1 pseudogene is annotated in these 483 nt (G+C 74.9%); it reads right to left on the minus strand.

The annotated features are described in order from the left end of the window. Positions 1–483: pseudogene (locus BKE38_RS32635) on the minus strand (hypothetical protein); the annotation flags it as partial.

Genomic DNA, 483 nt, shown 5'->3' on the forward strand with positions numbered 1-483 from the left:
GGCGCGGCGGGCATCGGCCAGCCGCTGCTGCATCAGCGGGTCGTTCGGGAAGAGGCGCAGATAGGCCTCGATGCCGCCGGCCGCCTCGGGGGCCAGGGCCTCCCATTGCAGCGCGTCGCGCCAGGCGGCGCGGGCGTCGCCCATGGGATCCTGCTGCTGGGCATCGGGCTGCTGGGCCAGGGCCTGCAGCCGGCGGATACCCTCCGAGCGCGAGCCCTCGCGATAGGTCATGATCCGGGCGAGCGCCAGCGGCAGCCGGCGATCCGCCGGATGCTTCGCTGCCAGCAGGGCGACGGCCTCGCGCGCCTCCGGGTGACCGTCCGGCGTGCCGGCCAGCGTCTGGTAGTATTCGATGGCGAAGGCCGCCGGCGGCACCGGGCCGCCGAACAGCTTCCTGTACAACGCCACCGATTCGACGGAGAGGCCCTGCTGCGCCAGGCGCCGCGCCTCGGCGATCTGCGCGGGATCGAGCGAGGCGCCGCG

This window comes from Teichococcus deserti, assembly GCF_001982615.1.
Taxonomy (GTDB): Bacteria; Pseudomonadota; Alphaproteobacteria; order Acetobacterales; family Acetobacteraceae; genus Pseudoroseomonas; species Pseudoroseomonas deserti.